General features: G+C 66.3%; 21 protein-coding genes and 1 pseudogene. 13 read left to right on the top strand and 9 right to left on the bottom strand.

Features of this window, described 5'->3' with window-relative positions; translation table 11 throughout:
• Positions 1-198: 198 nt before the first annotated feature.
• Positions 199-1,161 (bottom strand): annotated as a pseudogene (locus tag FAZ98_RS02720) (LysR family transcriptional regulator); the annotation flags it as partial.
• A 572-nt stretch (positions 1,162-1,733) separates the two neighbouring features.
• Here FAZ98_RS02720 and aspT (FAZ98_RS02725) point away from each other — a divergent pair.
• The 3 genes from aspT (FAZ98_RS02725) to FAZ98_RS02735 all read left to right on the top strand — a co-directional run bounded on the left by aspT (FAZ98_RS02725) (position 1,734) and on the right by FAZ98_RS02735 (position 7,004).
• A complete protein-coding gene (gene aspT / locus FAZ98_RS02725; protein WP_158948550.1) occupies positions 1,734-3,416 on the top strand; it encodes an aspartate-alanine antiporter in 1,683 nt (560 codons plus the stop codon).
• Between the two features lie 172 nt (positions 3,417-3,588).
• Complete coding sequence (aspT, locus tag FAZ98_RS02730; protein WP_158951838.1) at positions 3,589-5,274, top strand: aspartate-alanine antiporter; 1,686 nt, start codon at positions 3,589-3,591, stop codon at positions 5,272-5,274.
• Positions 5,275-5,336: 62 nt separating this feature from the next.
• On the top strand, positions 5,337-7,004 hold the full coding sequence (locus FAZ98_RS02735) for a bifunctional aspartate transaminase/aspartate 4-decarboxylase (protein WP_158948552.1): 1,668 nt from the start codon (positions 5,337-5,339) through the stop codon (positions 7,002-7,004).
• A 151-nt stretch (positions 7,005-7,155) separates the two neighbouring features.
• On the opposite strand, the gene FAZ98_RS02740 is transcribed toward FAZ98_RS02735, so the two are convergent.
• On the bottom strand, positions 7,156-8,403 hold the full coding sequence (locus tag FAZ98_RS02740; RefSeq protein WP_158948554.1) for an MFS transporter: 1,248 nt from the start codon (positions 8,401-8,403) through the stop codon (positions 7,156-7,158).
• Between the two features lie 44 nt (positions 8,404-8,447).
• Here FAZ98_RS02740 and FAZ98_RS02745 point away from each other — a divergent pair, with 44 nt between their 5' ends.
• From FAZ98_RS02745 to xdhC, 4 genes are all read left to right on the top strand, one after another.
• Entirely contained in the window at positions 8,448-8,690 is a 243-nt protein-coding gene (locus tag FAZ98_RS02745) for a hypothetical protein (protein ID WP_158948556.1), read from the top strand.
• A 162-nt stretch (positions 8,691-8,852) separates the two neighbouring features.
• Complete coding sequence (gene xdhA, locus FAZ98_RS02750; protein WP_158948558.1) at positions 8,853-10,400, top strand: xanthine dehydrogenase small subunit; 1,548 nt, start codon at positions 8,853-8,855, stop codon at positions 10,398-10,400.
• A 43-nt stretch (positions 10,401-10,443) separates the two neighbouring features.
• A complete protein-coding gene (gene xdhB, locus FAZ98_RS02755) occupies positions 10,444-12,819 on the top strand; it encodes a xanthine dehydrogenase molybdopterin binding subunit (protein ID WP_158948560.1) in 2,376 nt (791 codons plus the stop codon).
• Positions 12,820-12,836: 17 nt separating this feature from the next.
• The gene (xdhC, locus tag FAZ98_RS02760; RefSeq protein ID WP_407672047.1) at positions 12,837-13,454 is read left to right on the top strand and encodes a xanthine dehydrogenase accessory protein XdhC; all 618 of its coding nucleotides are present in this window, start codon (positions 12,837-12,839) and stop codon (positions 13,452-13,454) included.
• A gap of 15 nt (positions 13,455-13,469) precedes the next feature.
• On the opposite strand, the gene FAZ98_RS02765 is transcribed toward xdhC, so the two are convergent.
• The 4 genes from FAZ98_RS02765 to FAZ98_RS02780 form a co-directional block, all read right to left on the bottom strand.
• Positions 13,470-13,667, bottom strand: coding sequence for a hypothetical protein (locus FAZ98_RS02765; protein WP_158948562.1), 198 nt, complete (start codon positions 13,665-13,667; stop codon positions 13,470-13,472).
• 121 nt (positions 13,668-13,788) lie between these two features.
• Positions 13,789-14,778 carry a LysR substrate-binding domain-containing protein gene (locus FAZ98_RS02770; RefSeq protein ID WP_158948564.1) on the bottom strand — a complete coding sequence of 330 codons (990 nt, stop codon included), beginning with the start codon at positions 14,776-14,778 and terminating at the stop codon, positions 13,789-13,791.
• 179 nt (positions 14,779-14,957) lie between these two features.
• Positions 14,958-15,611 carry a 2-hydroxychromene-2-carboxylate isomerase gene (locus FAZ98_RS02775; RefSeq protein WP_158951840.1) on the bottom strand — a complete coding sequence of 218 codons (654 nt, stop codon included), beginning with the start codon at positions 15,609-15,611 and terminating at the stop codon, positions 14,958-14,960.
• 99 nt (positions 15,612-15,710) lie between these two features.
• The gene (locus FAZ98_RS02780; protein ID WP_158948566.1) at positions 15,711-17,198 is read right to left on the bottom strand and encodes a TAXI family TRAP transporter solute-binding subunit; all 1,488 of its coding nucleotides are present in this window, start codon (positions 17,196-17,198) and stop codon (positions 15,711-15,713) included.
• Positions 17,199-17,927: 729 nt separating this feature from the next.
• On the opposite strand from FAZ98_RS02780, the gene FAZ98_RS02785 reads away from it, so the two are divergent.
• Both FAZ98_RS02785 and FAZ98_RS02790 read left to right on the top strand, forming a co-directional pair.
• A complete protein-coding gene (locus tag FAZ98_RS02785) occupies positions 17,928-18,281 on the top strand; it encodes a BON domain-containing protein (RefSeq protein WP_158948568.1) in 354 nt (117 codons plus the stop codon).
• A gap of 332 nt (positions 18,282-18,613) precedes the next feature.
• Entirely contained in the window at positions 18,614-18,874 is a 261-nt protein-coding gene (locus FAZ98_RS02790; protein ID WP_158948570.1) for a hypothetical protein, read from the top strand.
• A gap of 179 nt (positions 18,875-19,053) precedes the next feature.
• Here the strand turns inward: FAZ98_RS02790 and FAZ98_RS02795 are convergent, their stop codons facing one another.
• Positions 19,054-19,842 (bottom strand): sulfite exporter TauE/SafE family protein, encoded by a 789-nt coding sequence (locus FAZ98_RS02795; RefSeq protein ID WP_158948572.1) that lies wholly within the window; start codon positions 19,840-19,842, stop codon positions 19,054-19,056.
• A gap of 289 nt (positions 19,843-20,131) precedes the next feature.
• Between FAZ98_RS02795 and rarD the strand changes: the two genes are divergently transcribed.
• Complete coding sequence (gene rarD, locus FAZ98_RS02800; protein WP_158948574.1) at positions 20,132-21,025, top strand: EamA family transporter RarD; 894 nt, start codon at positions 20,132-20,134, stop codon at positions 21,023-21,025.
• A 258-nt stretch (positions 21,026-21,283) separates the two neighbouring features.
• Entirely contained in the window at positions 21,284-21,664 is a 381-nt protein-coding gene (locus tag FAZ98_RS02805) for a DUF5594 family protein (protein WP_158948576.1), read from the top strand.
• A gap of 157 nt (positions 21,665-21,821) precedes the next feature.
• Here FAZ98_RS02805 and FAZ98_RS02810 read toward each other — a convergent pair whose 3' ends face one another.
• Entirely contained in the window at positions 21,822-23,057 is a 1,236-nt protein-coding gene (locus FAZ98_RS02810) for an NAD(P)/FAD-dependent oxidoreductase (RefSeq protein WP_158948578.1), read from the bottom strand.
• Positions 23,058-23,102: 45 nt separating this feature from the next.
• Entirely contained in the window at positions 23,103-23,480 is a 378-nt protein-coding gene (locus FAZ98_RS02815; protein WP_158948580.1) for an ArsR/SmtB family transcription factor, read from the bottom strand.
• Between the two features lie 134 nt (positions 23,481-23,614).
• Here FAZ98_RS02815 and FAZ98_RS02820 point away from each other — a divergent pair, with 134 nt between their 5' ends.
• Together FAZ98_RS02820 and FAZ98_RS02825 are read left to right on the top strand one after the other, a co-directional pair.
• A complete protein-coding gene (locus FAZ98_RS02820; RefSeq protein WP_158948582.1) occupies positions 23,615-24,490 on the top strand; it encodes an MBL fold metallo-hydrolase in 876 nt (291 codons plus the stop codon).
• A gap of 157 nt (positions 24,491-24,647) precedes the next feature.
• Complete coding sequence (locus tag FAZ98_RS02825) at positions 24,648-25,616, top strand: quinone oxidoreductase family protein (RefSeq protein WP_158948584.1); 969 nt, start codon at positions 24,648-24,650, stop codon at positions 25,614-25,616.
• The last annotated feature ends 6 nt before the right edge of the window (positions 25,617-25,622 follow it).

The raw sequence follows: 25,622 nt of genomic DNA on the forward strand, positions 1-25,622 counted from the left end.
TCTCGCAAGTCGCGCGCTGGATCGCGCTCAGCTTCCGCTCATCGCTTGCAGCGCGGTGTCCATCGCCAGCCTGGCGGCCGGTAACGCGGGCGAGGACAGCGCTGCGCCATCGATCGCGGGTTCGCGTTCGTGTTGCGTGAAATGCTCGAGAGCATAGTCGACGAAGCGGCGCGTCTTCGCGGGCAGATACTGGCGGCTCGGCCACACGATCGACGTGCGCGCCTCGGGATCGTCGATCTCGTAGTCGGGCAAGAGGCGTCGCAGTGCGCCGCGAGCGATGTCGTCGGCCACGAGCGGCGCAGGGACGATCGCCACGCCCATGCCCGCGAGCGCGGCGAGCCGCACCATCAGCAGATTGTTGACCTCGTAGCCGGGTTCGAGCGTGACGGTGGCGCCCGTTTGCGCGGGCTCGCCAGCTCTCGCGAAGCGCCACGTCGCGCTGCGTTCCTCGGGCGGTAACGCCACCGCCGCGTGCAGCGCCAGTTGCTCGGGCGTGCGCGGTTCGCCATGCTCCGCGAGCCACGCGGGCGACGCGCAAGGCACGAACGCCGTGCGGCCGAGCGCGCGTTCGACAAGCGCTGGGGAGCCGCTCGTGCCGTTCATTCCGCCCACTGCGCTTTTGCGGTTCGCACCGCTCATGCCGCGAATGCCGTGGGTGCCGTGCATGCCGTGGGTTCCCTGCGTGGCGCGCGCGTCGTGCGTGTCGCTCGCGCCTTCCGGCCACGTTTCCACAATGCCCACGTCGAAGCCGTCTTCGACGAGATCCACTTCGCGTTCGGCCAGCGTGAGCCGCACCAGCACATGCGGATAACGGCGCTTGTAGCCTTCGATGAGCGGTGTCAGCGAAGCGAGCGTGAGCGCTCCCGAGGCGACCACGCGCAGCGTGCCGCCCGGTTCGGTTTCGGTTTGCGCGAGCGTGGACTCCAGATGATCGAGTTCTTCGAGCACGCAACGGCAGCCTTCGAGATACCGCAGGCCCGCTTCCGTGAGCGAAAGATTGCGCGTGGTGCGATTGATGAGCCGCGTATGCAGATGCGCTTCGAGCATCGCGACCGAGCGCGTGACGAGCGCGTTGGACACGTCGAGTTGCTGCGCGGCACGGCGAAAGCTCTGCGAATCGACCACCGTGACGAAGACGCGCATCGCGTGGATCTGGTTCATGGTATCGCCTCGTATGCGAGAACAACGATGGAGCGGATCGCCCGTGCCCGCCAATGCGCCGTAATGCCCGGCGGCGTTAATCACAGGAAAATCATATTGACAGTCCTCGCGAATTACAATATCTATCTAATTATTGTCAAAACAGATCGCGATTGTAAAAGATTCAATACTCAATCGGCATGGGGATTGAGTCGGCAATGCGCGAGGCGCGCTTTCGCTTTCAACGGGGGCTAGCCCGCGGCGCTGGGCGATGAGCGGCGCCGCACTCATCGGCGGCATCGCGCTTTTCTGTCAGATGTGCCAGTTTCGTGACAGATTCATCTGCATTTTCAGTGTCTTACATGAAGTGGGAGCGCGTTATGCTACCGCGCGCGCCAGCGGGCGTATTGCGCAATGCAAAAAACGTTTTTCATGATGACGATTATTAATTTGCAAACAAACGAATAAAAGACGAACTTTTTCAGTGCGATTTTTTATGCGTTTTCCAATGTATTTTCGAGTTTCGTGATTTATAACGTGGTTATTGCGTCCGCTTGGTGTGTCCACTCAGCCGGTAAATCCGCAGGCCAGACATGATCGTCGAATTGCTCAAGACGCAACCGGAAATCGCGCTGTTCGTGAGCCTCGCGCTCGGCTATCTGATCGGCTCGGTGCGGCTCGGGCCCATCTCGCTGGGCGGCGTGTGCGGAACGCTGATCGTCGCGCTCGTGATCGGGCAAACCGGCGCACGTCTCGCGCCCGATCTCAAGAACGTCGCGTTCGCGCTGTTCATCTTCGCGCTCGGCTTCACGGGTGGGCCGCAGTTCTTTGCAAACATCGGGCGCGGTTGGCGCTATGGACTCCTGTCGATCGTCGAAATCGTCTCGGTGATGGCGCTCGTCATGGTCGCGGTGGTGCTCATGAAGCTCGACGCGGGCACGGCGGCGGGGCTGCTCGCGGGCGCGGCCACGGAGTCGGCGGTGATCGGCACGGCTTCGGAAGCCATCACGCGGCTCGGCGTGCCGGACGCCGACGTCGCCACGATGCAGGCACATATCGTCACCGCGTACAGCGTGAGTTACCTGTTCGGGCTGATCACGATCGTGCTGTTCACGAGCCAGATCGCGCCGCTCATTCTGCGCGTGAACCTGCGCGAAGAAGCCGCGCGGCTCGCGCGTGAACTTGGCGGCGACGGCGTGCTCGACGAAGGCCAGCGGCTCGCGCTGCCGCCGCTCGTCGGGCGCGCGTTCATGGCGGGACCGGCGGCGGGCAGCGCCGTGGCGGCGATCGAGGCGCGCTTCGGCAACAACCTCACCGTGGAGCGCGTGCTGCGCAACGGCGAGCAGATCGACACCGACGCGCAGTTCATGCTGGCGGCCGGCGACACCGTGTTCGTCGCGGGGCGCCGCGAGTCGCTGATCGAGGCGGCAAGCAGCTTCGGCGAGGAAGTGCCGGGCGGCGGCTTCGTCAAGGCGCTCGCGCAGCGCGTGGACGTGCTGCTCACGCGGCGCGACCTCAACGGCGTGACGCTCGCGCAGATGCGCGAACGCGCCGCGCCGCAGGACGGCCGCGGCATCTACGTGGGCGCGATCACGCGGCTCGACGCGACGGTGCCCGCGCTGCCCGGCGCGGTCGTGCATCGCGGCGACGTGCTCACGCTGCTCGGCGCGCCCGCCGACGTCGCGCGCGGCGCGAAGCGGCTCGGCTACGTGATCCAGCAGACGCAGAAGACCGACTTCGTCTATCTGGGTCTGGGTGTGGTGATCGGCATGCTGATCGGGCGCTTCGGCGTGAACGTGGGCGGCGTCTCGCTGGTGCTCGGCACGGGCGGCGGCTGTCTGCTCTCGGGCTTGTTGTTCGGCTGGGCGCGCACGCATTTTCCGGTGGTGGGCTCGCTGCCTTCGGCGGCGGCGCAGGTGCTCAAGGACTTCGGGCTCGCGACCTTCATCGCGGCCGTGGGCCTTTCCGCGGGGCCGGATGCGATCCGGCTCGTGCGCGAATACGGCCTCGCGCTGCCGCTCGCGGGCATTTTGATGGTGCTGATTCCGGGCCTGCTCTCGCTATGGATCGGCCGCATGTTCCTCAAGCTCGACGCGCCCATGCTGCTCGGCGCCATCGCGGGCCAGCAGTGCAGCACGCCCGCGATCAGCGCGCTCGTGGGCGTGACGGGCAATTCCACACCCGTGATCGGCTACACGATCACCTATGCGTTGTCGAACATCCTGTTGCCGCTCATGGGGCCCGTGGTCGTCGGGCTCGCGGCGAAGCTCGGTTGAACGCGTCTTGCGGCGCAGCTTGCCGCCAACGCGGATGAACAGCAGCGGCTGAGCCCGGCCGCGCTCAGGTGTCGTGTCGATCCGGCGTCATGCCGTATCGATCGCGGCGCCGATTCTGCATCACTACGGCAAGCACCACGGGCTGCGGTTCCTTCCCAAAAGCGAGGGCATGATGGAATGGCTACATGACATCTTTCACAAGTCTCCGGAGATCGCGCTCTTTCTCTCGCTGGCCATCGGTTACTGGATCGGCCAGATCAACTTCGGCAAGTTTCAACTGGGTGGCGTGGGCGGTTCGCTGCTCGCGGCCGTGGTCATCAGCCAGGTCGGCGTGACGGTCGACAACGGCGTGAAGTCGGTGATGTTCGCCGTGTTCATTTACGCCGTGGGTTACGACTCGGGGCCGGGCTTCTTCAATTCGCTCAACCGCAAGACCTTGCGCGAGATCGCCATGGCCGTGTTCATGGCGCTCGCCGGGCTCGCGACCGTCGTGATCTGCGCGAAGGTCTTTCATATCAACAAGGGTCTCGCGGCCGGGCTCGCGGCCGGCGGCATGACGCAGTCGGCGATCATCGGCACGGCCGGCGACGCCATCGCGCGTCTGGGCCTGCCCGCCGATCAGGTCAAGGCGATGCAGGCCGACGTGGCCATCGGTTACGCCGTGACCTACGTGTTCGGCTCGCTCGGCGCGATCATCGTCTGCGTGAACATCCTGCCGAAGTTCATGGGCCGCAGCCTCAAGGACGCGTCGATGGACGCCGAGCGCGAGATGTCCGGCGGCGGCGCGTCGAGCGGCCCCGGCCAGTTGAACGCGCTGCCCGAACTGTTCGGCCGCGTGTTTCGCGTGGAGATCGCGGCAGGCAAAACCGTCAAGCAACTGGAGCAGTCGGAGAACGATCTGGTCGCCATCGAAAAGATCCGCCGACAGGGCAAGATCCTCGACTCCACGCCCGACTTCGTGCTGAGCCGCGACGACCTCGTGCTCGTGGTCGGACGCCGCGAGCAGATGGTCGAAGTGGGCGCGCTGATCGGCCCCGAAGTGCCCGACTCGGGCGGCATGAGCCTCGTGATGCAGACGCGCCAGCTCGTGTTCACGAAGAAGGGCATGAATCACACGACCATCGCCGAGGTGCGCAAGAACGTCGATCACGACATGCGCCACGGCGTGTACATCGAGAAGATCGAGCGCGCGGGCCAGCCCGTGCCGGTGCTGCCGCAAACGGAGCTGGAGCACGGCGACGTCATCACCATCTACGGCACCGCCACCGACACCAAACGCGCCGTGCAGGAAGCGGGCTACGAACTGGCGTGGAGCAACAAGACCGACTTCATCTACATGGGCGTCGGGCTCGTGCTCGGCTTGCTGGTGGGCTTGATCGTCGTGAACGTGGCGGGCATTCCGCTCACGCTCGGCTCGGGCGGCGGGTGTCTCCTCGCGGGTCTGCTGTTCGGCTGGATGCGCGGCAAGCATCCGATGTACGGCGTCATGCCGCCCGCCGCCTCGCAACTGCTCAAGGACTTCGGGCTCGCGGCCTTCGTGGCCGTGGTCGGGCTGAACTCGGGCTTGCAGGCCGTGGTGACGATCAAGCAGAGCGGTATCACGATCTTCCTGCTGGGCGTGGTCGTGACGCTCGTGCCGCTCCTCCTCACGATGCTGTTCGGCCGCTACGTCCTCAAGTACAACAACGCGGCCATTCTCGCGGGCGCGCTGTCGGGTTCGCGCAGCGCGAACCCGGCCTTCGGCGGCATCCTGGACAAAGCCGAGAGCGCGGTGCCGACCGTGCCGTTCGCCATCACCTACGCGATCGCCAACGTGCTGCTCACGCTGCTCGGGCCGCTCGTCGTCGGTCTCGCATGACTCGAAGTGCAGGCGGGCCGCGCATGCGCCGGCCCGCGCCACGTCTTCCAACGGAGATCACCATGGCATCGAAAGCAAAGGGTAACGGTGAGAAGGACAAGGAAGCGGCGGGACTCGCCGCGCTGAGCCCGTTCGAACTGAAGGACGAGCTCATCAAGGCGGCGGGCGGCGGCGCGGCGGCGCGGCCCGCGAATCTCTCCATGCTGAACGCGGGGCGCGGCAATCCCAACTTTCTCGCGACCATTCCCCGCCACGGCTTCTGGCAGCTCGGCCTCTTCGCCATGCGCGAGTCCGAGCGTTCGTTCGCCTACATGCCGGAGGGCGTGGGCGGCTTTCCGCAGCGCGACGGCATTGTCGAGCGCTTCGATCTGTTCGTGCGCGAGAACAAGGGGCAAGCGGGCATTCCGTTTCTCGCGGGCGCGGTCTCGTACGTGCGCGATCAGCTCGGGTTGTCGGCGGGGGACTTTCTCTACGAGATGTGCGAAGCCATTCTCGCGTGCAACTATCCCGTGCCGGACCGCATTCTGAAGAATACGGAGATCATCGTCGGGCAGTATTTGCGGCGCGAGATGATCGGCAGGCATCCGTTCGTGGGCGAGTTCGACGTGTTCGCGGTGGAAGGCGGCACGGCCGCCATGACGTACATCTTCAACACGATGCGCGAGAACTTCCTGATCGAGGCGGGCGACACCATCGCGCTCGGCATGCCGATCTTCACGCCGTACATCGAGATTCCCGAACTCAACGACTATCAGCTGAAAGTCGTGCACGTGAATGCCGACGTCAAGGACAACTGGCAATACTCGAAGAAGGAACTCGACAAGCTGCGCGACCCGAAGGTGAAGGCGTTCTTCCTCGTGAACCCGAGCAATCCGCCCTCGGTGAAGATCGACGACGAAAGCCTCGAGCACGTCGCCGACATCATCAAGGAGCGCCCCGACCTCATTCTGCTCACCGACGACGTGTACGGCACCTTCGCCGACAACTTCGTCTCGCTGTTCGCGCTCGCGCCGAAGAACACCATTCTCGTGTACTCGTATTCGAAATACTTCGGCGCGACGGGCTGGCGGCTGGGCGCGATCGCCACGCATCGCGACAACGTGCTCGACCGGCTGCTCGGCGAATTGCCGAAGGAGCAGAAGCAGATCCTGCACAAGCGCTACGAGTCGATCACCACGGAGCCCGACAAGCTCAAGTTCATCGACCGTCTCGTGGCCGACAGCCGCACCGTCGCGCTCAATCACACGGCCGGTTTGTCCACGCCTCAGCAAGTGCAGATGGTGCTGTTCTCGCTGTTCTCGCTGATGGACACGCCCGACGCGTACAAGAACGCGCTCAAGCGTCTGATTCGCAGCCGCAAGCGCGCGCTGTTCGAAGAGATGGGCGTGAGCTACGACGAGGACGATCCGAATCAGGTCGATTACTACACGATCCTCGACATGGAATACATGGGCGAGAAGCTCTACGGCCGCGACTTCGTCGACTGGCTCATGAAGCAGTTGAAGCCCAACGAACTGCTGTTCCGCCTCGCGGCCGAAGCGCGCGTCGTGCTGCTGCCGGGCAAGGGCTTCGGCACGCCGCATCCTTCGGGGCGCGTGTCGCTCGCGAATCTCAACGAGTCGGATTACCGCAAGATCGGCCGCGCGTTGCGCAAGCTCACCGAGGAATACGTGCAGCGCTATAACGAGGCCACGGGCAAGAAGCTCGATAAGCAGAAGGTCACGAAGTAGCGGCGATCTTTACGCGTATCAATGCAAAACGGCGGCGTCGCGTGAAAGCGAGGCCGCCGTTTTTTTCGTGACGCAAGCCGTGTCGTTCTCGCGAAGCGCGCGGCGGTTTGTGTCGATGTGCTTGCGGTTTCGTCCGCTTTTCTTCTGTGCGCTATTCCGTTTGCTGAACGGTCGAAGCATTCGCCGCCGATGCAACCGGCGCCGACTGAGCGCCCTGCACGCTGCGCCGATGCAGCGACACCGACAACGCCACGGCGGCCGCCGCCGCGATCGCCGCGAACAGGAACACCGAGCCGTAGCCGAACACGTTCGCCACGTAACCGGCGAGCGGGCCGGTAATGCCGAGCGACAGATCGAGGAACACCGAGTACGCCGAGAGCGCGGCGCCGCGGCTCGCGGGCGGCACGAGACCGACGGCTTCGACGCCGAGCGCCGGGAACACCAGCGCGAAGCCGAAGCCCGTGAGCGCCGCGCCCGCGAGCGCCACGTTCGGCACCGGCGCGAGCCACAGCAGCAGCAGGCCCGCGCATTCGCACGAAAACGAGGCAATGGCCACGCGGAAGCCGCCGAAGCGCTTGATCGTGTTGGCGAACAGCAAACGCGCGCCGATGAACATGAGGCCGAACAGCGTGAGCGTGAACGCCGCGTTGGGCCAGTGGCGCGCCGCGTAGAACAGCGTGATGAACGTGGCGATGGAACCGAAGCCCGCCGAGCCCAGCGCGAGGCCAATGCCGTGCGGCAGCACGCGCGTGAACACGCTGCGGTACGACATGCGCTCGCCGTGCACGATGGGCACCGGGGCGATGGGGCGCGCGAGCCAGTAGCCGAGCGCCGCGAGCGCGATGACCGAAATGCCGAGCGTCCAGTAGCCCACGAAGTGCACCATTTCCACGCCGAGCGGCGCGCCGATCGCGAGCGCGCCATAGGTGGCGATGCCGTTCCACGAGATCACGCGCGCATTGTGCGAGGTGCCCACGCGGCCAATGCCCCAGAGAATCGCGCCCGTGCCGCAGAGGCTTTCGCCGCAACCGAGCAACAGGCGGCTGCACACGAGCAGCGCGATGGAGAGGCCGGGCCAGTGATCGACGAGCGTGGCGAGCAGCAGCATCACGCCGCTCGCGCCGCACAGCATCAGGCCGAGGCTCACTGTTTTCTTGGGGCCGAGCGTGTCCGCCGAACGGCCCGCGAGCGCGCGCGAGCAGAGCGTGGCGATGTACTGCACGCTGATCGCGCCGCCCGCCATCACGGTGCTGAAGCCGAGATCGTTGTGGACATAACCGGGCAGCACCGCGAGCGGAATGCCGATGGTCAGGTAGCAGAGGAACGTGAAAAAGACGACCGGAATGATCTGTAGCGTCGTCGAAAACCCGTTGCGCGCGGGCGCAGAATCAGCGGACATGGGGAAAACGAGGATGGAAAACGGCGGGAAAGCGCGATTGTCCCATGGAACCGGTTTTTCTGCAGATTTTGAAAAGCTGTTCCGGTAAGCGGAACTCGTTTTTTCCCACCTTGTGGGTTGCGCACAACGGTTTGTATGCGCGCGATGGGCGAAGCGCGATGTTGCCAGGATTTGTCAGCGGAATGACGGGAATTGGGGTCGCAAGTGCGGCGAGGCGCTTTATCGAGTGGCGCACGGCGTATCGGCAAAATCGGGCGCGGCTGGCCATTCTTGCGCTTTCGCCGTGAAAAATCGGCAATCCCGCCACACCAGAATAAGCGCATGGCCCGCGCGGCAGACGGTTTTATCGCGTCAGCGATATGTCGCCCATGCTCCTGTGCCTATGGGTTGCCAATATTGGCGGTGATAGTTTTCGAATCGTCCACTGCATCAACGATGAGCCAGAGAACATGAGCCAGCCGATCCGCTTTTATCACCGCAACGCCGTTCGCGAAGTCAGCGGCGCGGGCGTGACCCGCACTGTCCTTCAGTATCTGCGCGAAGACGCGCACTGCACCGGCACCAAGGAAGGCTGCGCCGAAGGCGACTGCGGCGCGTGCACGGTCGTGGTCGGCGAGCGCGACGCCGCGGGCGGCATGAGCTTCAAGGCCGTCAACGCGTGCATCCAGTTTCTGCCGACGCTCGACGGCAAGGCGCTCTTCACCGTAGAAGACCTGCGCCAGCCCGACGGCTCGCTGCACCCGGTGCAACAGGCCATGGTGGATTGCCACGGCTCGCAGTGCGGCTTTTGCACACCGGGCTTCGTCATGTCGATGTGGGCGCTCTACGAGAAGCACGGGCACGAGCAAGCGGGGCAAGCAGGTCAAGGCGGGCACGCGTGCGGGGGCAAGAGCGCCTGCTCCACGCCCTCGCGCGACGAGATCGCCAACGCGCTCACGGGCAATCTGTGCCGCTGCACGGGGTATCGGCCGATCCTCGACGCCGCCGAGCAGATGTTCAAGACCGACGCGCCCAAACGGCCCGTGAACGCCGAGGCCGTCGCGCAAACGCTCGCCACGCTCGAGCGCGCCGACACCTTCCATTACGAGCACAAAGGCCAGCAGTACGACGCGCCGCGCACCGTCGACGCGCTCGCCGCGCTCAAGGCCGCGCGCCCGGCCACGCGCATCCTCGCGGGCAGCACCGACATCGGGCTGTGGGTCACGAAGCAGATGCGCGAGCTGGGCGACATCGTCTATGTCGGCCAGATCGAGGCCATGCGCAAGATCGAGGTGAGCGACGCGTTCATCGAGATCGGCGCGGCCGTGAGCGTCGAGCGCGCCTATGCCGAACTCGCGAAGCATTATCCCGAACTCGAAGAGATGTGGCAGCGCTTCGCCTCGCTGCCGATCCGCAACGCGGGCACGCTCGGCGGCAACGTGGCGAACGGTTCGCCCATCGGCGACTCGATGCCGGGGCTGATCGCGCTCGGCGCGCGCGTGGTGCTGCGCGGCGGCGACGTCACGCGCGAACTGCCGCTCGAAGATCTCTATCTCGCGTACCAGAAGAAGGACATGGCCGAACACGAGTTCGTGCTCGCGCTCAAGGTGCCCACACGCAGCGGTGCGCGCGCGAACCTGCGCTTTCGCACTTACAAGATCTCGAAGCGCTTCGACTCCGACATTTCCGCCGTGTGCGCCGCGTTCTCGTATCTCGCCGACGGCGACGTGATCCGCGAGCCGCGCATCGCGTTCGGCGGCATGGCGGCCACGCCCAAACGCGCGGAGAAAACCGAAGCCGTGCTCGCCGGCGCGCAGTGGCACGAAGCCACGGCGCAGGCCGCGATGATCGCGCTCGGCCAGGACTACGCGCCGCTCTCGGACATGCGCGCGACGAGCGACTACCGGCTCGAAGCGGCGAAGAACACGCTGTATCGCTTCTGGCTCGAAACGCGCGCGCAGAATCCGCTCGCGCCACAGGCGCTGAACGTGCGCGCCGTGGTGGCGGAAAGCGCCTGAGCGCGTAACGAGAACGAAGCGAAAAAGATACGGAGAACGAACCATGAACCAGCAAGCCGAACCGTTCCTGGACGAAGCCAAGGCACGCGAAGAAGCCGTCACCACGCATGAGCCGTTCGCGCAGGTGCACGTCTCGCGGCCGCATGAATCCGCGCATCTGCACGTGAGCGGACGCGCCACTTATACCGACGACATTCCCGTGGTCGCGGGCACGCTGCACGCCGCGCTCGGGCTCTCGCAGAAGCCGCATGCGCGCATTGTCGCGATGGATCTCGCCAAGGTGCGCGCGACGCCCGGCGTCGTGGCCGTGCTCACCGCCGAGGACATTCCCGGCGTGAACGACTGCGGCCCGATCCTCCACGACGATCCCGTGCTCGCCGACGGCGTCGTGCAGTTCGTCGGCCAGCCGATGTTCATCGTCGTGGCCACCTCGCACGATACGGCGCGCCTCGCCGCGCGCCGCGCCGAGGTGCAGTACGAAGAATTGCCCGCGGTGCTCACGGCGCAGCAGGCGCGCGCCGCCAACCAATCCGTGTTGCCGCCGATGAAGCTCGCGCGCGGCGAAGCGTCCACGCGCGCCGCGCGCGCGCCGCATCGCCACGAAGGCGAAATGCTGCTGGGCGGTCAGGAGCAGTTCTACCTGGAAGGGCAGATCGCCTATGCCGTGCCGAAAGACGACGACGGCATGCATGTGTGGTGCTCCACGCAGCACCCGAGCGAAATGCAGCATCTCGTGGCGCACGTGCTGGGCGTGCATTCGCACAACGTGCTCGTGGAGTGCCGGCGCATGGGCGGCGGCTTCGGCGGCAAGGAATCGCAGTCGGGCATCTTCGCGTGCTGCGCGGCGCTCGCCGCGTGGAAGCTGCTGTGCCCCGTGAAGCTGCGCCCCGACCGCGACGACGACATGATGATCACGGGCAAGCGCCACGACTTCCACTACACGTACGAAGTGGGTTACGACGACGCCGGCACGATCGAAGGCGTGAGTGTCGACATGACCTCGCGCTGCGGGTTTTCCGCCGACCTGTCGGGCCCGGTGATGACGCGCGCCGTTTGCCACTTCGACAACGCGTACTGGCTGCCCGACGTGTCGATCGCCGGTTTCTGCGGCAAGACCAACACGCAGTCGAACACGGCGTTTCGCGGCTTTGGCGGCCCGCAAGGCGCATTCGCGATCGAATACATCATGGACGACGTGGCGCGCTCGCTCGGCCTCGATTCGCTGGATGTGCGCCGCCGCAATCTCTACGGCAAGACGCAGAACAACGAAACGCCGTACGGTCAGGTGATCGAAGACAACGTGATCCACGAGTTGATGGACGAACTCGTGGAGACGAGCGGCTACCGCGCGCGCCGCGCCGCGATCCGCGAATTCAACGCGAACAACGCCGTGCTCAAGAAAGGCATTGCGATCACGCCGGTGAAGTTCGGCATTGCGTTCAACGTCACGCACTTCAATCAGGCCGGCGCGCTCGTGCACATTTATACCGATGGTTCCGTGCTCGTGAACCACGGCGGCACGGAGATGGGGCAGGGCCTCAACACCAAGGTCGCGCAGGTGGTGGCGCACGAACTGGGCATCGAATTCGCCCGTGTGCGCGTGACCGCGACCGACACGAGCAAGGTGGCGAACACCTCGGCCACGGCCGCTTCCACGGGCAGCGACCTGAACGGCAAGGCCGCGCAGGACGCCGCGCGCCAGCTGCGCGAACGCCTCGCCGCGCTCGCCGCGACCACGTATGGCAAGGGCGAAGTGAGCGCCGCCGACGTGCGCTTCGAGAACGAGAGCGTGGTCGTAGGCGAAACCGTGGTGCCGTTCGAAACGCTCGTGTCGAAGGCGTATCTCGCGCGCGTGCAGCTGTGGTCCGACGGCTTCTATGCCACGCCCAAGCTTTACTGGGATCAGGCGACGCTGCGCGGCCGGCCGTTCTATTACTACTCGTATGGCGCGGCGGTTTCGGAAGTGGTGATCGACACGCTCACGGGCGAAATGCGCGTGCTGCGCGCCGACGCGCTGCACGACGTGGGTGCCTCGCTGAATCCGGCGCTCGACGTGGGGCAGGTCGAAGGCGGCTTCATCCAGGGCATGGGCTGGCTCACCACTGAAGAATTGTGGTGGAAGCCGGACGGCAAGCTCATGACGCACGCGCCTTCCACGTACAAGATCCCCACCGTGAACGACACGCCCGCCGAGTTCAACGTGAAGCTGTTCAAGAACCGCAACGCCGAGGACAGCATCCATCGCTCGAAAGCCGTGGGCGAGCCGCCGCTGCTGCTGCCGTTCTCCGTGTTCTTCGCGATTCGCGACGCGGTGGCGAGCGTGGCCGACTACCGCTTCAATCCGCCGATGAACGCGCCCGCCACCGCCGAGGAAATCCTCAAGGGCGTGCGCGCGGTGCAAGCGATGGCACGCGGCTGAGCGAGGAACCCGACATGATGAGCAATCCGAATCATTGCATGCGGGTCGACGAGCGTGGCCGCGTCGTGATCGGCCGGCGCAGCACGCCGGTGCCGCAATACGGGCCGATGCACGTCGTGCTGTTCGGCGCGGGCCACGTGGGCCACGCGCTCGTGACGCTGCTCGGCATGCTGCCGTGCGTGGTGCAATGGGTGGACGAGCGCGACGAACTGTTCCCCGACGAAGTGCCCGCCAACGTGCAGGTCGAAGCCACCGACACGCCCGCCTCGATCGTCGACGAGGCGCCGCCCGGCGCCTACTTCATCGTCATGACGCACAATCACGCGCTCGATTTCGAGCTGACCGAGCGCATCATGCGGCGGCGCGATTTCGCGTGGTTCGGCTTGATCGGCTCGAAGACCAAGCGCGTGAAGTTCGAGCGGCGGCTGATCGAGCGCGGCTTCGACGCGGAGCGCATGGACGAGATGACGTGTCCGATCGGCGTGACGGGCATTGTCGACAAGGCGCCTTCGGCGATTGCGGTGGCCGTGGCCGCGCAGTTGATGCAGATGCGCATACCGCTGCGCATGACGGCGCCGGTCGCGACGGAGATGGCTGCCGATGTCGCGATGGATCGGCAACACGCAAGAGCGTAATGCGGGGGCGCCGCGCTAGCGCGGTGGCGCGTTCGCCTCGTCTTTTTCCGCCTGACGATGTTCCGGCGGCGAGGCTTCGCACACCTGCGTTTCCAGTTGTGCGCTCAGGCCCGCGCTCGCCAGCGCGTGGCGCCTGAACAGCGCCAAAAGTTCGGGACGCAAGCCGTCGCCGCGCGAGGTCGCGAGGTCGTGCAAAGAGAGCAGGGGCAGCATGGCCGGACTCCGATAGTCGTCGGTGTTTCAGACGGTATCGGCCGCACAGGCGCGCGGCTAGCCGTTTCTTGCGGATCCATTCCCCCGTGGCGCCAGGCCGCGGGTCACGTTCAACCCGCGTTCAAGCCGCGTCGACCGGCAACGCTTCGTGCGTGCGCGACTTCGGGCGCGCGCTTTTCGCGCCGCGTTCCGTCAACATCCCCGAGACCTCATCGATCAACGCACGCAGCCACGCCACGTCGCCGGGGCGGTCCGGCTGCGGATGCCACATCTGATAGCAGCGAATGCGCGGAAACGCGATGGGCGTGTCGACCACGGCAATCGGCAGCAGTTTCGCGTAGTGCTGCGCGAACCGCCGCGTGGTCGTGAACAGCAGATCCGATTGCAGCAGCACCTGCGGCACCAGCCCGAAGTAGGGCAGCGTGGCGACGATACGGCGCTCGGCGCCCGCCTTCGCGAACCCCAGATCGATCGCGCTTGCCCGCGCGCCCGTGTACGGCGTGGGCGCGAGATGCGGCGCGGCGAGATACGCCTCACGCGTGAGTTCGCGGCGCGCGAGCGGATGGTCGGCGCGCATCATGCAGACGATCTTGTCGGAGAACAGGTCGCTGCGGGCGAAACGCGCATCGGGTTTCGGCCAGTTGCCGATCACGAGGTCGAGTTCGCCCGCGTCGAGCGCGCCGTGATGGTCGAGCGTGGGCGAAAGCGAAAGAATTTCGAGCCGTGCCGCGGGCGCCGCTTCGCGAAAGCGCGCGATCAGCGTGGGCATGAAGAAGTCGTTGAGATAGTCGGGCGCGGCGAGCCGGAAGGTGCGCTTCGAGCGCTCGGGATCGAAGTCGCCGTGCGGCGTGGCCACGAAATCGACGTCGCGCAGCACGCGTTGCGCGTATTGCAGCAGCGACTCGCCGTATTCGGTGGGCACCATGCCCGCCTTGCCGCGTACGAGGATGGGGTCGCCGAGTATCTCGCGCAGCCGCCGCAGCGCGGTGCTGATGGCCGGCTGCGTCTGGTTCAGGCGCAGCGCGGCTTGCGTCACGCTGCGCTCGACCAGCAGCGTGCGCAGCACGCGCACGAGCCAGATGTCGAGTGTGAGGGCGGAATCGTCGTCCATGGGGCGGGGCGGTCGTGGGGGCGTGGCAGGCTGGCGCGCACGCGCTCAGCCGTAACCATAAGCCGCCACGCGCGCCGCCGCCATAGCCCGCGCGCTATGGCGAGCATCAGGTCGATATGCCCGGCGCGTATAACGCACGGCGTCGTGCGCGTGCCTCGGCAACTCGCGAGGCGGCGCGCTCAGTCTTCCACGGTCTTGAGAATGCCCGAAGGCAGCGTGCTGATGCGCTTGACTTCGCGCGACTCGAACCAGTTCGGACTGCGTGCGCAGTAGAGCAGCATCGGCAGCGCGTCCTCGCCCCAGAACAGCTGCTTGTTCATCCAGAACGTGGGCACGCCGAACACGCCCATCGCGATCGCGTCGTTGGTATTGCGGCGCAGTTGCGCGCGCACGCTCTCTTCTTCGATGATCGATTCGCCGTGCGCGATGCCCACGCGCTCGCACAACTGCTCGAAGCCTTCCTCGCTCGACGGGTCGCGGCCTTCGCGCCAGATGAAGCGGAAGATCTCGCGCACGCAGGCGAATTCGCCGCCCGCCGCGATGGCGAGCAGCATCGGCTTGATCGAATCGAACGGATGCGCGGGCGGCATCTTGAACGGAATGCCCAGTTGTTCGGCGCGGAACAGCGCGTGCCGGTACGTGAAGATGCGCTTGGCCGGCACCGCCGCGCCGAGCGGCTGACCCCAATAGCGATACAGTTCCGTGAGCTGGACGGGCGTGGGCACGAAGTCGAAACCGGGCCACTTCTCGTGCTGTTCGAGCAACAGATACGAGAACGGCGACACGAAGTCGTAGAACCAGGCGGGCTGGTTGGCGTCGATGCCGTCGATCATGGTTTCCTCCGCTTTTTTACGCATCATGCGGGCCGTTCTTCGAGCGGCCCGTCATCGGTTCAAGATTCTTGTGCTTCGCTTGTGCTACTTCATGCGGCGTCAGCGCGTGCGCCCGTCCGGTCGTTCCGGCTGCGGGGTGTCGCTGCTGGCGGCCGCGTTCGGCTCGTTCTGCCGATCGTCGCGCGCTTCGTCTTTCGCTTTCTGCTTCGCTTCCTGCTTCGCCTCGTCCTTCGTCTCGTCGCCCGCTTCGCGCACCGCCGCGAGCCGCGCGCGCACGAAGCCGATATGTTCGCGCAACACGTAAAACTGGTCCGCGTAGGCGAGCGGCATCTTCATGCCGTTCACCGATTCCTCGATCGAGTCGAGCTTGCGCACGAGCGCGCGCCGTTCGTCGGGCGAGGTATCGGCCATCACGCCGCGCTCGATGCCGATGAGCGCGCCGTACCAGCGGTAGATGCGCGATTTTACCCGCCAGGCGTAGAGCGCAGGCACGAGACGCAAGCCCGGAATCAGCACCACGACGATCGGCACGATCAGCACGATCAGGCGGTCGGCGAGACTCGCGAGCCAGAACGGCAGGATGCGGTAGAGAAAGCTCTTGCCCGACTTGTAGTAGCGCGCGGCGTCGTCGCTGATGGGGAAGTCCTGCGCGCGCGGCGCCGGGAATTCGCCCGCGTGCTGCAACAGCGACGAGCGGCCGTGCACTTCCTTCGCTGCTTCGATCAGCAGGTCGGAGAGCGCGGGATGCAGCGAGTCGCGCGCGACCAGCTCGGCCGTGGGCGCGATGATGTGCAGCGGCGTGGCGGGCAGGTTGCGGCCGAGGTCGAACGCGCCCATCGGCATGGTGATGGCCGTGAGATACGGGAAGCGGCGCGCGTAGGCGTCGGCCTGGGTGAAGTCGAAGAAGCGCACGCCGGGCATGCGCAGCAGGCGGCCCATCACGGGCGGCTGCGCGGAGTCGCCCGCGAGAAACGCCGCGTCGATCTTGCCGGCCACGAGCGCGCGCGCGGCGTCGTCGCCGGACAGCGGCAGCAGTTTGGTCGCGCCGCCCGGCTCGATGCCGTTCGACTTCAGCAAGGCGAGCGCGAGCGCGCGCGTACCGCTGCCCTCCGCGCCGATGGCGAGCCGCATGCCTTCGAACTGCGAGAGCCGCGTGAGCGCGACGGGGTTGTGATAGAAGACCGCGAGCGGCACGTACGAGACGCTGCCGAGCGAAACGAGCCCGTCCGGCACCTTGCTGGCGAGCCCGTCCTGCACGAACGCGACATCCACATGGGCGGACGGATCGGAGAGCCGTTCGAGGTTCTGCGCCGAGCCTTCGGACTCGAGCACGACGAGCGTGATGTTGTTGCGCGCGAGGATGCCCTTGTACTTCTGCGCGGCGTTCCAGAACGTACTGCCCTTGGGGCCCGCGCTCATGGTGAGCGTGTTGGGCGGCGCGGGCTGGATCAGGCGCACGGCGAGCCAGATGGCGGCGACGCTCACGAGCAGGATCGGGCCGAACGAGACCGCCAGGTCACGCCACGAAATCGCCACGAAACGCGCGACGAGACGGGGAGGAGGTTTGCGGCCGGTCGGGGACTTCATCGGGGTAAAGCGGGCCTCGAAGGTTCCTGGGTGGACGCATGCCGCTTGCCCCGCCGCTCGACTTCGGCACTTGCTGAAGACGCATCGGTCGGTGGCCTGCGCCTGCGCGGGACATAGAGCGCCGATGGTACATGAGATTCGGCGCCGCGGCGGCGCGGGGTTCGCCCGGGTTGCGCGCCGCTTGTCCGCCGCTTGCCGCTCATCCGCGCGGCGTTTTCCCGCGCTTCCCGCCTTAAGCGCATGCGTGGCGCGCCTGCGCTAAACTCTTTGCGCTTGTCCGGAAGCCAGGCTAAATTGACGTTCGCCGGAACGCCCGGCGAGCCGTATCGGCATTGAGCTTCAGCCGCGATCCGGCCCGCGCCGGTGGTGCACCGGGACGGTGCTCGCGCAGGACATCGGCGTGTGAATAGTCTGACCAGTGCGGCGGTGTGGGCAACGAGCACCGCAAGCACAAAGAGCACCACGAGCAAAACCAGCATCAAAGCAGTTCGCAAGCAGGCTCAAGACCTGCCGGGACGCAACAAACGCGCGTCCCTCATCCTTGCCTCTCGCATAGGCGTGTCCAGACCCTGGCAGCGCTGTCCGCGCGCGCATGGCGCGTTGGGCGCGACCGCCATCGGTAGTCGTAACGAAACCGTCAGATCCCGACTGACATGCGGCCCTCGCGCCGCCTGGCAGCAGGAAAGGCGGTCCTATCAAGGCAACAACGCGAAGAAACAAGGAGAACATATGAAATCGGTCGCTATTCTCAAGACGCTGGGCTTGGCACTCGCCCTGACGGTGGCAGGCGGCGCGGCCTACGCGCAAGACAACTCGGCGAGCGCACCCGCCGCCACGGCATCGGCCAAGCCGGCGCCCACCGCGAAAAAGGCCGACCGCAAGCTCGGCTACACGGTCCGCAAGGCGCTGTCGAAGACGCAAGGCGTCGACGTGTCGAACATCACGGTGCGTTCGCGCGCCGGCGCGGTCACGCTGAGCGGCACGGTGCCGGATCAGGGTCAGATCGACAAGGCCGGCTCGGTCGCGCGAGGCGTGGCGGGCGTGAAGTCGGTCAGCAACAAGCTGACGGTCATGCAGCAATAAGTGGCACGGCGCGGTTGCGGCGGCGGTTTTATGCGCTTGCAGCACACGCCGTAAAGAAAAAGCCCCGGCGCGTCCGGGGCTTTTTTTCGTCGCTTCAAGGGCGCCGCGCATTGTCTTGCGCGCACGGGGTTTTGGCGCATCGGCCGCGAAGTCCTGCTGCGCGGGCGATTGCCCGGTTTGCCGCGAGCCTCATACGTTTTCCCGCAGGCTCACGCCGCGAAGAGATGTGGCGTGACACACAGTTTTTGCCTCGTAAGGGGTGTACCGTGGATGTTGCACGTGCGTCTGTCAGACACACGTAGGCTCCAATGGCCCGCTTGCAGGAAAACGCCATGACCATCCATACCTATACCGACTTGCCTCTCGTCGATCGTGCCGCGTTCGAGCTTGCCTGCGCGCGTCACGGCTTTGCCCCGATCCACTTCGACGTCACCGGCGAACCCGATCCCAACGACCCCGAGCACGGCGAGTTTCTCATCGTGCGGCGCGGACAATGGGCGCAGGCGTATCGCATCGATCCGCGCGGCCAGTGGCTGCGGCAGTTCGAAGTCGACCTCAACGGCAAATTCTTTCGTCAGGCGCCGAGCGTGTGATTTTTTCGTCGATGCGGGATCGATGCGGATTCGCGCGCCACGGTGCCTGTCGATGCAAATCGACGTTCCTCGGCGCGAATCGATTCGGCATCGACGGATATCGACGGATATCCACGCCTGGCGACGTGAAGGATCGCGAATCGATCGTCGAGCCGCAGCCTGGCGACGTGTATCGATACTCAGGCGATCACGAGCCGCGCGCCCACGAGCGTGAGCGTCGCGGCGAGCAACACGCGCAGCAGCCGTTCGGGCGCGCGTGAGGACAGCATGCTGCCGATCGCGATGCCGGGCAGCGAGCCGCACAGCAGCGACAGCAGCATGTGCCAGTCGATCGAACCGAGCAGCCAGTGGCCCGCGCCCGCGAGCAGGGTGAGGGGCACGGCGTGCGCGACGTCCGAACCGACGATGCGCACCGTGGGCAGCGCGGGATAGAGCAGCAGCAGCACCGTCACGCCGATGGCGCCCGCGCCCACCGAGGTGAGCGACACCAGCACGCCCAGAATCGCGCCCGTGAGGATGGTGAAGAACAGCGTGCGCGCTTCACCGGTTTCATGCCGATGCCGCGAGGCGAAGGCCGCGAGTTGCGGCCGGAACATCAGCGCGACGGCCGTGATCAGCAGCGCGATGCCGAGCACCGCCTGGATCAGGTGCCCCGCGCGCGGCGTGTCCATGCCGTAGCGATGCAGCAGGATCAGCGTGACGGTCGCGGCCGGCACGCTGCCCGTCGCGAGGCGCAGCGTCACGCGCCAGTCCACCGAACCCTTGAGACCGTGCACGAGCGTGCCCGCCGACTTGGTCGCGGCCGCGTAGAGCAGGTCGGTGCCCACGGCCGTGGCCGGATGCACGTTGAACACCAGCACGAGGATCGGCGTCATCAGCGAGCCGCCGCCCACGCCGGTCAAGCCGACCAGAAAGCCGACGAACAGGCCGGAGACGGAGTAAAGCCAATCGATATGGGGTAGGGACATCGCGTGCCAGGTGACGGGGTCAAGCGGGAATCGAGTGCAATCAAGCGCAAGCAAGCGCAAGCAAGCGCAATCGACCGGAATCGAGCGCAATCGACGAAATCGGGTGTTCGAGCGGCCAGCGCTCTCGCCGTCGGCCCGCGAACGATGCGCGGCGGGTGAAGTGCGAACCCGCGCGCCGTAAGCGTCGCGTCAGGCTGGACAACGGCCCTGGCTGGCGGCGAAAATCCGCTATTGTCGCAAAACCGGCGGCCCAACGCAGGGTGCGGGCCGCCCATCACCCCAACCCGACATGAATCCCGGCATTCTCTACGCTTTCACGGCCTTCGTTCTCTGGGGCCTGTTTCCGGTCTACTTCAAGACGCTCCACCAGATTCCCGCGCTCGAAATGCTCGCGCACCGCATGGCGTGGTCGCTGCTGTTCGTGGTCGCGGTGCTGATCGCGCGCCGGCACTGGCGCTGGCTCGCCGCCACGTTGCGCGACCGGCGGGTGGTGCTGCGCTTCATCGGCAGCGCGGCGCTGCTTTCGGGCAACTGGGGCATCTATATCTGGGCCGTGAACGCGGGGCATATCGTCGAGGCGAGTCTCGGCTACTTCATCACGCCGCTCATCAACGTGCTGTTCGGCTATGCGTTTCTCGGCGAGCGGTTGCGCCCGCTCCAGTGGCTGGCCGTGGCGATCGCGGCGGGGGCGGTGGCGTGGCTCACGTGGCAGAACGGCGCGCCGCCGTGGATCAGCCTCGCGCTCGCGGCGACCTTCGGCGGTTACGGGCTGATGCGCAAGACCGCGCAGTTGGGCGCGCTCGAAGGGCTCACGCTCGAGACGCTGCTGCTGTTTCCGGTGGCGGTCGTGTATCTGTCGATCGACGCGCTCCTGGGCCAGAGCCACTTCTCGCAGGCGCCGACCGGCCTGCAAGTGCTGCTCGTGCTGTCCGGGCCGGTCACGGCCATTCCGCTGCTGCTGTTCGGCGCGGCCGCGCGGCGCATTCCCTTGTCGATGCTGGGGCTGATCCAGTACGTGACGCCCACGCTGCAACTGCTCACCGGGGTGGTGATCTACGGCGAGCCGTTCGGCGCGGTGCGCGCGATCGGCTATGGCGCGATCTGGATCGCGCTCGCGCTGTATTCGCTCGAAGGCGTGCGCAGCGTCGTGGCGGCCCGGGAGCGGCGAGTGGCGCACGGCTAGTGGTGCGCGGCTAGTGGTGCGTGACGAGAGGTGCACGGCGAGTGGCGCACGGCGAGTGGTGCGTGGCGAGTGGTGCGTGGCGAGTGGCGCACGGCAAGCGGCGCACGGCGAGTGACCGGATGCCTGACCGCCGACGAGCCGCTGTTATCGGCAAGCTCCGACATTCGTTGGCTCATCGGCCTGCTGCGCGGTAGGATGCGCGCTTAGGCAATCGACGCTGGCGCCAGCCAGCGCCACCGATCGTGGAGCGCCCAGCGCATGAGTACCGACGCCGTTCATCGCTTCGAGGAAAGTTTCGCGCCGCGCATTGCCGCGACGCTCGCGCGCCAGTTCGGCGCGAACGTGCGCGTGGAAGTCGTGCCTTGCGAAGGCCGCGGCCATCCCACGCGCGTGCTGATCCGCGCCGCGCCCGAGAGCCCGCGCCATCCTTATGCGTACGCGCTCAACGTCGCGCTCACGTGGGACGTCGACGAAATCGAACGTTTGCTGGAGCCGGACGGCGAAGCGCGCTTCGTGCATTACCTCGACGCGCTCGAACGCAAGATTGCCGCATGGGAAACGGCGCGGCCCGTGGACTTTGCCTCGCGCACGCAAGCCGAGCCCGAAGTGCTGCTCGGCGGGCTCGACTTCGAAGGCTGAAGCGCCGGTTTATCGGCGGAATCCAGCGGGCGATCGAGCGGCGCGATTCAGCGCGCGATTCACCACGCGGCTAACGCGGTCGGCGGCGCGACTCACCGTGCAGCGAACCGCGCCACGCATCGACGTAACTCACCCGCGCAGGCACGCGCCGGCACGCTCAGCCGCGCGAGGCCCGCGTGAGCCACTCGCGGCCCTTGAGCATGCCCCACCAGTAAAAGCTCGGCAGCACCGTGGCTTTCAGGAACCACATGAGGCGGCGCGGTTGCGTGGGATCGAGCGGGAAGGTGGGCAGCAGCTTGCCGCCGTAGCCGAATTCCGCGAGCACCACCTTGCCTTTTTCCACCGTGAGCGGACACGAGCCATAGCCGTCGTAGCGATACGCGAGCGCTGCGCCCTGGCGCGCGGCCAGCAGGTTTTCGGCGACGATCACGGCCTGCTTGCGCGCCGCCGCGCCGGTCTTGGCGTTGGGCGCCGAGCACACGTCGCCGAGCGAGAACACGTTGGCGTGACGCGTGTGCTGGAGCGTCGCGTGATCGACTTCGCACCAGCCCGCGGCGTCGGCGAGCCCGCTTTCGGCGATGAAGCCGGGGGCCACTTGCGGCGGCACCGCGTGCAGCATGTCGAAGCGCTTCTGCACGCGCGCGACGTTGCCCGCCGCGTCTTTCACCTCGAACGTGGCGAGCTTCGCGGGACCGTCCACGGCGACGAGATTCGACGTGAACGCGAGCTTCGCTTTATAGCGCTCGACGTAGGCCATGAGCGGCGGCACGAAGGTCGCCACGCCGAACAGCGCCGCGCCCTGCAAGTTGAATTCGACCTCGATGTCCTTGAGCACGCCCGCGCGCAGCCAGTGATCGCACGCGAGATACATGGCTTTTTGCGGCGCGCCCGCGCATTTGATCGGCATGGCGGGCTGCGTGAAGAGCGCGGTGCCGCGCTTCGTTTGCTGCACGAGCTGCCACGTGTACGGCGCGAGATCGTAGCGATAATTCGAGGTCACGCCGTTCTGCCCGAGCGTTTCGGCCAGACCCGCGATGCGCTCCCACGCGAGCCGCAACCCCGGCGCGACCACGAGCTGGCGATACGCGACGCGCTCGCCGTTGGCCAGTACCACGACGTTTTCCGCGGTCTCGACGCGTACCGCCGCCGCGCGAATCCACTTCGCGCCCGCGGGCATCACGCTCGCCATCGGCCGGCGCGTTTTCTTCACGTCGAACGCGCCGCCGCCCACGAGCGTCCACGCGGGCTGATAGTCGTGATGTTCGCTGGGCTCGACAATGGCGATCTTCAGCCCCGGCGCGCGGCGCAGAAGACTCGACGTGACCGCAATGCCGGCCGTGCCGCCGCCGATCACGACGACGTCCCACGCTTGCTGGTTCTGCTGGTGTTGCATCGACTCGAACACTCCCGAAAAGAAAATTGAGCAGGGTGGGACGCGTCAGGCCTGGGGCGCCTGCGTGGCCGGTGCCGCTTGAGCTGCTTCTGCCGGTTGAGCCTTGAGGCGGCCGCAATAGAGGCTCGACAGCGTCTGCATGACCTGAATGACTTCGATGCTCGCGAGGCGGTAATAGATGTACTTGCCCTCGCGGCGCGTTTCGACGAGACCTTCCTCGCGCAGCACGCCCAGATGCTGCGACAGACTCGGCTGATGCACGCCCACGAGCGCCTCCAGTTCGCCCACGTTGCGCTCGCCCTCGACGAGCTGGCAGAGCAGCAGCAGGCGGTCTTCGTGCGCGAGCGCCTTGAGCAGCGCGCAGCACTTTTCGGCCGATTCGCGCAGCGCCGAAAGCGATTCAGGGGTGAGCGGTGAGTTCATATGTCGCGCAAACGATGCGAAATAGTTGGTTGAAACATTATATCTATTCATAAAATGTGATTCAATATAACGTCGCTTTCGGCGTTGTTACTGTGTTGTTCTCACTGCGTCGTTCTTACTGATAAGCAGCAGCCATGCACTCAACCGCCCGCAACCCCTTCGTCGAGCCGTTCTTCGACCCGGCGACCTTCACCGTCACGTACGTCGTTCACGCGGGGCGCGGCTCGGCCTGCGCGATCGTCGACCCGGTGCTCGACTACGACCACAAGGCCGGCCGCACCACCACCGGTTCCGCCGATCGCGTGATCGCGTTCGTGCGCGAGCATGCCTTGTCCGTGCAATGGCTGCTAGAGACACATGCGCACGCCGACCATCTTTCGGCGGCGCCGTATCTGAAGGCGGAACTGGGCGGCACGATCGCTATTGGCGAGCACATCCGCACGGTGCAGGGCGTGTTTCGCGACGTGTTCAATCTCGGCGCCGCGCTGGCCGTGGACGGCAGCCAGTTCGACCATCTGTTCGCCGACGGCGAGACCTTCGCCGTGGGCGAGTTGCAGGCGCGCGCGCTGCACGTGCCGGGCCACACGCCCGCCGACCTCGCGTACCAGATTGGCGACGCGGTGTTCGTCGGCGACACGTTGTTCATGCCCGACGTGGGCTCGGCGCGCTGCGACTTTCCGGGCGGCGACGCGCACACGCTGTATCGCTCGGTGCATCGGTTGCTCGAATTGCCGGGCGAGACGCGCCTGTTCGTGTGCCACGACTATCCGCCCGAGTCGCGCGCGCCGCGCTTCGAAACCACGGTGGACGAGCAGCGCCACGGCAACATCCATCTGCACGAAGGCGTGAGCGAGGGCGAATTCGTGGCGATGCGCACCACGCGCGACCGCACGCTCTCCATGCCCAACCTGATCCTGCCGTCGATCCAGCTCAATATTCGCGCGGGGCATTTCCCCGAGCCGGAAAGCAACGGCGTGCGCTATCTGAAGATTCCGTTGAACGCGCTGTAAGCCCGTTCCCCGCCTGCAAAAAACACAACCCGCCGCGCACCGGCGGGTTGCGTTTTTGGGGCTGCGGTTGTCCGATATTCGAAAGCATCTGTCCACTCGCCGGAACGTCGGCAATCTAGACTGCGTTCATGTTTCCCCGACACTGACGGAGTCCAGCATGAAAGCCATCCAGTTCCAGTCCTTCGGCAAACCCGAGGTTCTCCAGTATCTCGACCTGCCCACGCCCGTTCCGGCGGAAGGCCATGCGCTCGTGAAGGTCGTGAGCGCCTCGGTGAACCCCAGCGACGTGAAAAACGTTTCGGGCCATTTCGATCACACCGTGCCGCCGCGCGTGCCGGGCCGCGACTTCAGCGGCGTCGTCGCGGCGGGTCCGGCCGAATGGCTGGGCGCCGAAGTCTGGGGCACGGGCGGCGACATCGGCTTCACGCGCGACGGCACGCACGCCGAATACCTCGAAGTGCCGGTGGCCGCGCTTGCACGCAAGCCCGCCGCGCTCACGCACGCGCAGGCCGCGTCGATCGGCGTGAACTTCGTGGTGGCGTGGCTCGGCACCGTCGACTACGCGCGCCTGAGCGAGGGCGAAACGATCGCCGTGATCGGCGTTTCGGGTGGCGTGGGCGGCGCCGTCACGCAGATCGCGAAGGCGCGCGGCGCGCGCGTGATTGGCGTGGGCCGCGACGCACCCGCAGAAGGCTCGCCGGCCGCGCGCCTGATCGACGCTTTCGTGCCGATGGACGAGCACACCGCCGCGCGCGTGCGCGAACTCACCGCAGGCGCGGGCGTGGACGTGGTCTACGACGCCGTGGGCGGCGTGGCGTTCGAACTCGCGCTCTCGCTGGTCAAACGGCGCGGCCGCGTGGTGGAGATCAGCGCCACGGGCAAGCGCCGCGTGGAGTTCGACCTCATCGACTTCTATCACAACGAAACGCAGCTGCTCGGCGCGGACAGCGCGAAGCTCGGCGTGGCCGAGTCGGCGCCGCTGATGCGCGCGATCGCCGAGGCCTTCGACGCGGGACGTTTCGAGGCGCCGGTCGTGGCGGAGCACTATCCGCTGGCGCACGCGCGCGAAGCCTACGAGGCGGTCGCGGCGGGCACGCGCGGGCGCGTCGTCATCGACATGGAATAAGCGGAC

This window comes from Paraburkholderia acidisoli, from assembly GCF_009789675.1.
Lineage (GTDB): Bacteria > Pseudomonadota > Gammaproteobacteria > Burkholderiales > Burkholderiaceae > Paraburkholderia > Paraburkholderia acidisoli.

What these genes read in the sequence shown, in the direction of transcription:
- FAZ98_RS02765 (WP_158948562.1), bottom strand. Translation starts at nt 13,667, where the DNA reads ATGCTGCCCCTGCTCTCTTTGCACGACCTCGCGACCTCGCGCGGCGAC.
- FAZ98_RS02805 (WP_158948576.1), top strand. Translation starts at nt 21,284, where the DNA reads ATGAGTACCGACGCCGTTCATCGCTTCGAGGAAAGTTTCGCGCCGCGC.
- FAZ98_RS02740 (WP_158948554.1), bottom strand. Translation starts at nt 8,403, where the DNA reads ATGTCCGCTGATTCTGCGCCCGCGCGCAACGGGTTTTCGACGACGCTA.
- xdhB (WP_158948560.1), top strand. Translation starts at nt 10,444, where the DNA reads ATGAACCAGCAAGCCGAACCGTTCCTGGACGAAGCCAAGGCACGCGAA.
- FAZ98_RS02745 (WP_158948556.1), top strand. Translation starts at nt 8,448, where the DNA reads ATGGAACCGGTTTTTCTGCAGATTTTGAAAAGCTGTTCCGGTAAGCGG.
- FAZ98_RS02735 (WP_158948552.1), top strand. Translation starts at nt 5,337, where the DNA reads ATGGCATCGAAAGCAAAGGGTAACGGTGAGAAGGACAAGGAAGCGGCG.
- xdhA (WP_158948558.1), top strand. Translation starts at nt 8,853, where the DNA reads ATGAGCCAGCCGATCCGCTTTTATCACCGCAACGCCGTTCGCGAAGTC.
- FAZ98_RS02790 (WP_158948570.1), top strand. Translation starts at nt 18,614, where the DNA reads ATGACCATCCATACCTATACCGACTTGCCTCTCGTCGATCGTGCCGCG.
- xdhC (WP_407672047.1), top strand. Translation starts at nt 12,837, where the DNA reads ATGAGCAATCCGAATCATTGCATGCGGGTCGACGAGCGTGGCCGCGTC.
- aspT (WP_158951838.1), top strand. Translation starts at nt 3,589, where the DNA reads ATGGAATGGCTACATGACATCTTTCACAAGTCTCCGGAGATCGCGCTC.
- rarD (WP_158948574.1), top strand. Translation starts at nt 20,132, where the DNA reads ATGAATCCCGGCATTCTCTACGCTTTCACGGCCTTCGTTCTCTGGGGC.
- FAZ98_RS02770 (WP_158948564.1), bottom strand. Translation starts at nt 14,778, where the DNA reads ATGGACGACGATTCCGCCCTCACACTCGACATCTGGCTCGTGCGCGTG.
- FAZ98_RS02810 (WP_158948578.1), bottom strand. Translation starts at nt 23,057, where the DNA reads ATGCAACACCAGCAGAACCAGCAAGCGTGGGACGTCGTCGTGATCGGC.
- FAZ98_RS02825 (WP_158948584.1), top strand. Translation starts at nt 24,648, where the DNA reads ATGAAAGCCATCCAGTTCCAGTCCTTCGGCAAACCCGAGGTTCTCCAG.
- FAZ98_RS02820 (WP_158948582.1), top strand. Translation starts at nt 23,615, where the DNA reads ATGCACTCAACCGCCCGCAACCCCTTCGTCGAGCCGTTCTTCGACCCG.
- FAZ98_RS02795 (WP_158948572.1), bottom strand. Translation starts at nt 19,842, where the DNA reads ATGTCCCTACCCCATATCGATTGGCTTTACTCCGTCTCCGGCCTGTTC.
- FAZ98_RS02785 (WP_158948568.1), top strand. Translation starts at nt 17,928, where the DNA reads ATGAAATCGGTCGCTATTCTCAAGACGCTGGGCTTGGCACTCGCCCTG.
- FAZ98_RS02780 (WP_158948566.1), bottom strand. Translation starts at nt 17,198, where the DNA reads ATGAAGTCCCCGACCGGCCGCAAACCTCCTCCCCGTCTCGTCGCGCGT.
- FAZ98_RS02775 (WP_158951840.1), bottom strand. Translation starts at nt 15,611, where the DNA reads ATGATCGACGGCATCGACGCCAACCAGCCCGCCTGGTTCTACGACTTC.
- FAZ98_RS02815 (WP_158948580.1), bottom strand. Translation starts at nt 23,480, where the DNA reads ATGAACTCACCGCTCACCCCTGAATCGCTTTCGGCGCTGCGCGAATCG.
- aspT (WP_158948550.1), top strand. Translation starts at nt 1,734, where the DNA reads ATGATCGTCGAATTGCTCAAGACGCAACCGGAAATCGCGCTGTTCGTG.